This window comes from Halomonas sp. 72 (genome assembly GCF_052379785.1).
Classification (GTDB): domain Bacteria; phylum Pseudomonadota; class Gammaproteobacteria; order Pseudomonadales; family Halomonadaceae; genus Vreelandella; species Vreelandella citrativorans.
Window position 1 is genome coordinate 1 of the sequence record NZ_JBQSYY010000059.1, and the last position, 594, is coordinate 594.

The window sequence follows — 594 nt, forward strand, 5'->3', positions numbered from 1 at the left end:
CTATGAATCCTGAAGATTGCTGACAGTCTTCCAGACATATACTGCACAAATAATTACCATTATATAAATCAAAATTACTGAATAAGTTGTTTTTTCAAATAACAGCTCGCCATCTACCGCTCCTCCAATTAGAAATATGAAAAAAACATCGCTGAGTAGGATAGCAAAGTTATATTTTTACCTAGTCTCCTTGCATTTTCTTTTAGCAATTTAGCTATCAAAAAAACCATGAAAGATATAATTGACAATATAACGTCTATCATCTCTGGTACTCCTTGTTACTTTCCATATAATTATTAATTCCACTAAAAATGCCCATGCCCGCAGAGCCAGCTTCAATAGTTAGACCCGTTGTAGTTGCGCTTTGATAAGCTGGAATGAAGTCTTCAGGTAATCTTCGAAATAGCTGAAAAGTTCCAGGTTTCTGTATCGGCCTTAGAAGCCCGCCAATAGAAGTACCTAAATTCGCCCCATCTATGGCTAGATTTCCCCATTGTTCGCCCAACTGCTTGACGGCTGCTTCGCGTGCAAAACCTCTCCCATTTTCAGAGAAACCTTCTTGAATATTACTAACGCCAAGACCTGCAATAGGCG

Annotated in this window: 1 protein-coding gene; it reads right to left on the reverse strand. The window is 38.6% G+C overall.

Translation table 11 applies throughout. The annotated features are described in order from the left end of the window. Positions 1-259 precede the first annotated feature (259 nt). Positions 260-594 (reverse strand): hypothetical protein (locus ACT3T6_RS17720; RefSeq protein WP_444615283.1); only part of this gene is annotated, 335 nt, incomplete at its 5' end.